7 protein-coding genes and 1 other RNA gene are annotated in these 4163 nt (G+C 51.0%); 4 read left to right on the top strand and 4 right to left on the bottom strand.

Annotated features, from left to right (window positions below; all coding sequences use genetic code 11):
* Window positions 1-78, bottom strand: a 78-nt coding sequence (locus VSX58_RS17335; RefSeq protein ID WP_327619186.1) for a helix-turn-helix domain-containing protein, incomplete at its 3' end; no start/stop codon positions are given.
* A 158-nt stretch (window positions 79-236) separates the two neighbouring features.
* Between VSX58_RS17335 and VSX58_RS17330 the strand changes: the two genes are divergently transcribed.
* Together VSX58_RS17330 and VSX58_RS17325 are read left to right on the top strand one after the other, a co-directional pair.
* Entirely contained in the window at window positions 237-518 is a 282-nt protein-coding gene (locus tag VSX58_RS17330; RefSeq protein WP_095847545.1) for a helix-turn-helix domain-containing protein, read from the top strand.
* 108 nt (window positions 519-626) lie between these two features.
* Window positions 627-893 (top strand): helix-turn-helix transcriptional regulator, encoded by a 267-nt coding sequence (locus tag VSX58_RS17325; protein ID WP_015854887.1) that lies wholly within the window; start codon window positions 627-629, stop codon window positions 891-893.
* Between the two features lie 69 nt (window positions 894-962).
* Here the strand turns inward: VSX58_RS17325 and VSX58_RS17320 are convergent, their stop codons facing one another.
* From VSX58_RS17320 to smpB, 3 genes are all read right to left on the bottom strand, one after another.
* Window positions 963-2204, bottom strand: a complete 1242-nt coding sequence (locus tag VSX58_RS17320; protein ID WP_327619185.1) for an integrase domain-containing protein — start codon at window positions 2202-2204, stop codon at window positions 963-965.
* Window positions 2205-2386: 182 nt separating this feature from the next.
* Window positions 2387-2750: a transfer-messenger RNA gene (ssrA, locus tag VSX58_RS17315) on the bottom strand.
* Window positions 2751-2799: 49 nt separating this feature from the next.
* The gene (gene smpB / locus VSX58_RS17310; protein ID WP_327619184.1) at window positions 2800-3282 is read right to left on the bottom strand and encodes an SsrA-binding protein SmpB; all 483 of its coding nucleotides are present in this window, start codon (window positions 3280-3282) and stop codon (window positions 2800-2802) included.
* A 154-nt stretch (window positions 3283-3436) separates the two neighbouring features.
* Between smpB and VSX58_RS17305 the strand changes: the two genes are divergently transcribed.
* The gene (locus VSX58_RS17305) at window positions 3437-3871 is read left to right on the top strand and encodes a type II toxin-antitoxin system RatA family toxin (RefSeq protein ID WP_327619183.1); all 435 of its coding nucleotides are present in this window, start codon (window positions 3437-3439) and stop codon (window positions 3869-3871) included.
* A complete protein-coding gene (locus VSX58_RS17300; RefSeq protein WP_327613005.1) occupies window positions 3864-4148 on the top strand; it encodes an RnfH family protein in 285 nt (94 codons plus the stop codon). Before VSX58_RS17305 ends, VSX58_RS17300 begins: the two co-directional genes overlap by 8 nt.
* Window positions 4149-4163 lie beyond the last annotated feature (15 nt).

Genomic DNA, 4163 nt, shown 5'->3' with positions numbered 1-4163 from the left:
GGAAACCGCAGCCAGCGTTGTGCCTTTCTTTCTTAAACCAGCAATGATATCTGCCGGATGCCAGTCTTGTTCGGTCATCGGAAGTTACCCTCGTTAGTAGTCATAAGACAGAGTCAGTGAAGTTGCCTTCTTCCGACTCAGGCATGTTTTATGTTTCTTCTTTAGTAAGTCTAAAGATAATAAATCTTAAGGAATGCTAAAGATTCTGTCAATACAGTTATTGATGGCAGATCCTTATGATCCCTGAACGTCTTAAAAATGCGAGGTTACGGGCTAATCTGACGCAAGAGCAGCTTGGTGTATTAGCCGGGATTGGCGAAGAGACGGCCTATTCTCGTCTCTCGCAGTATGAGAGCGGAACGCATACGCCATCGTTCAAAACGGTTTGCGCTTTTGCACACGCATTGAACGTGCCAGAGAGCTATTTCTACACCGTGGACGATAGCTTTGCAGAAGCGATCCTGACACTGTATGCCGGTGAAACCGTACGGTGGCAACGCACACCAGATGACAAATAAGGGCAGGGTACACACTAAGCGCGTCGCCATCTTTATAAACTCTAAAGAAAATCCATATTGAGGAATGCTAAAGATTACCGCAATACATTAACTGCCGGTAATAACTGAATGATTCCTAAGCGTTTGAAAGCGGCCAGATTAAGAGCGAACCTTACGCAGGAGAAACTCGGCGTACTGGCTGGTATCGAAGAGGCTACCGCCTATTCGCGTCTGTCCCATTATGAAAATGGCACGCATAAACCCACGTTTGAATTGGCCTGCGAATTTGCCCGCGTACTCAATGTGCCGGAGTGCTACTTTTACATTGTTGACGATGAATTCGCAGAAGATGTGCTGAATTTGTACCTTGAGCGTTCCCGACGCAAAGAAAAATAACGCGTCTCCCGTCTCACACCATCACTTGCTTATGGTGTGAGGCGGGAGAAAAAACACGGCTTCATACAATCACCGAAGCGCCTTAAGTCCCCGGACTCCGCCTTCCAGTACGCTGCCGTTGTCCGCCGCTTTCACAAAGTCAGCCCACCATTGCATCATGGTGCGGCGTTGTTCCAGATAGTCGCTGCGGTTATAGGCCCGGCGTACTTCATTTTTATCTACGTGGGCGAGGGCGGCTTCGATGACATCGGGCGGAAAGCCTTGCTCATTGAGCGCGGTGCTGGCGATTGACCGCATGCCGTGTGATACCAGAATGCCGCCTAATCCAGCGCGTTTTAGCGCGGCGTTGACCGTCTGACTATTCATTGGCTGTAACGGCTTAATGCGGCTGGGGAAAACATATTCCCGATGGCTGCTTAAAGGCCGCATAAGTTCCAGAATCGCCAACGCCTGTTCTGACAGCGGAACGATATGTACCCGCTTCATTTTCATGCGTTCGGCTGGAATGCGCCATTCTTTAGCATCCAGATCGATCTCTTGCCAGCGCGTCTCAGCGGCTTCGACAGGGCGGGTGAGGGTGAGAAGCTGCCACATAAACAGACAGCGGGTCGGTAACTCGATATTTGCCAGTCGCATCGTTTGCATCAGTTGCGGCAGTTGATCCGGGCGGATGCTGGGCATGTGCTTTTTCTGCGGTTTCTCGAACGCCTTGCTGATATTGACGCTGGGCGCCGCATCGATCAGACCAACGTTCATGGCATAGATCATCACCTCGTTAATCCGCTGGCATAAGCGCCTTACCGTTTCCAGCGCGCCTCTGGCCTGCACCGGCTGAATAGCCTGCACCAGCGTGCGCGCTTTGATATCCGTAATGCTGATATCGCCGATGGCGGGAAAGATATCCTTTTCGAGGGAGCGCTGGATATCGGAGGCATAGTCGGCGGTGACGCTGCTCTTTTTTAACTGTAGCCAGCGTTCGGCAACGACCTTAAAGGTGTTGGATTGGGTTTCCAGCGCTTGCCGCTTTAGCGCGTGGTAATGCTCTTGAGGATCGATATCTTTGGCAATTAACGATTTGGTTTCAGTGCGGCGTTTTCGGGCGTCGGCCAGAGTGACGGCAGGATAGGAACCAAAACTCAGTTTTGCGCGCTTTTTGGTTAAAGGTCGATAGTAACGGAATTGCCAAAGTTTACTGCCGCCGGGTTTGATTAGAAGCTCAAGCCCGTCACCATCATACAGGGAGTAGTCGGTCTCTTTGGGTTTGGCCGCTTTGATCTCGGTATCGCTAAGCGGCCTTGTTTGCCTTGCCATAGGCACCTCCACTAAGTTTAGGCCCAACAGGAATGAGGGAAACTGCATAGAGTGCCTAAAATTGTGCCTAACAATGGTGGAAGTTACAAGATCGCCACAGCGCCCAATAGACGTAAAAAAGCCCGCAGGGCTTGTGCCATGCGGGCTTAGTGGACTTCTTTGGCGTTCTATAGAACAAAATTTGGTGGAGCTGGGGGGATTTGAACCCCCGTCCGGAATTACTCTACCGTTGGTACTACATGCTTAGTCTAATCTTTACATTCGCCTGCCAGCTGCGGATAGACACGCCACTAACAGACTAGCCTGATTGGATTTAACGCTTCAGCCCCAGGCAGGACATCCACGCGATCTCTTTTGGGTTTGACCTCTCTTGATCCCCGTCCTAAGAGCGGAGGCTAGGGAGAGAGGGCTCAGAGCAGGTTATTAAGCTGCTAAAGCGTAGTTTTCGTCGTTTGCGACTATTTTTTTGCGGCTTTTTACGAGGCCAACCGCCCCTCGGCATGCACCTAAGGCTTTGCAAATCCCGTCGAATCCAGAATCAGCCCCAGGAAACTTTCGTTAGTATATCAGAACTTACCTTTGCTAGGCCAGCGGCTTAGCGGTTTGCGTTCTTCATGATGCGCGCTTTGTCTAATTTCCATTCGCGCTCTTTAATGTCATCACGCTTGTCATGGTCTTTCTTGCCTTTCGCCACGCCGATTTTGACTTTGCTCCAGGCGTTTTTCCAGTACATGGATAAGGCGACCACCGTAAAGCCTTCGCGGCTGGTGCGGCCTATCAGGGAATCGAGCTCCCGCTTATTGAGCAACAACTTGCGCGTACGCGTCGGGTCGCAAACAACATGCGAAGAGGCAACGTTGAGCGGCGTGATGGTGGCGCCGAATAAATACGCCTCGCCGTCACGGAAGGTCACGTAGCTATCGCTGATATTGGCCTTGCCCGCGCGCAATGATTTGACTTCCCAACCTTGCAACGAAAGACCGGCCTCAAATTCCTCTTCAATGAAGTATTCGTGGCGGGCACGCTTGTTCTGCGCAATGGTAGCGGAACCGGGTTTGTATGCTTTTTTCTTTGTCATAGTGCCGTCATTATACTGGATGTCAAAGGGAATGAAATCCCTGCCGAATGTCTGAGCCATTGTTGATGATATTGTGCGATAGTACGCGCGGAATTTTCATCTGTCGGCTTATCAGTGCTATTATTTTGCGCGTTTATGAACCACGGAAAATGCTATGCCAAAGATAAGTCGTTCCGCTCTGGTGCCATTCAGTGCAGAGCAAATGTACCAATTGGTGAATGATGTCTCTTCTTATCCTGCTTTTTTACCGGGTTGCACTGGCAGCAGGATACTTTCCGCCACCCCAGATGAAATGACCGCCGCGGTTGATGTTTCCAAAGCGGGGATTCGCAAGACATTTACCACACGCAACACGCTGACCAATAACCATAATATCAATATGCAGCTGGTTGATGGCCCTTTTCGCCAATTAAGCGGCGATTGGCGCTTTACGCCGTTAAGCAATGATGCCTGCAAGGTGGAGCTGCATCTTGATTTTGAATTCACCAACGCCTTGATTGAACTCGCTTTCGGTAAAGTTTTCAAGGAGCTGGCGGGAAATATGGTGCAGGCGTTCACGCAACGGGCCAAAGAGGTTTACAGTGCCTGATCTGCGCGTGGAGGTGGTCTACGCGTTACCGGAGCGTCAATATCTGCGCCAGGTGACGTTGGCGGAAGGGAGCACGGTCGAACAGGCGATTGTTGCCTCGGGCGTATTGGAACTGAGAAAAGAGATTGATCTGCAAAGCAACAAAGTCGGTATCTACAGTAAAGCGGCGAAACTGACCGATATTCTCAATGACGGCGATCGCGTCGAGATCTACCGTCCGCTGATCGCCGACCCGAAGGCGCTGCGTCGCCAGCGCGCCGAGCGCGCAAAAAAGTAAGGTATTCGGCCAATA

The sequence above is a fragment of the Brenneria populi genome (assembly GCF_036016195.1).
GTDB classification, from domain to species: Bacteria; Pseudomonadota; Gammaproteobacteria; order Enterobacterales; family Enterobacteriaceae; genus Brenneria; species Brenneria populi.
This window is presented reverse-complemented; position numbering and strand designations above follow the sequence as displayed.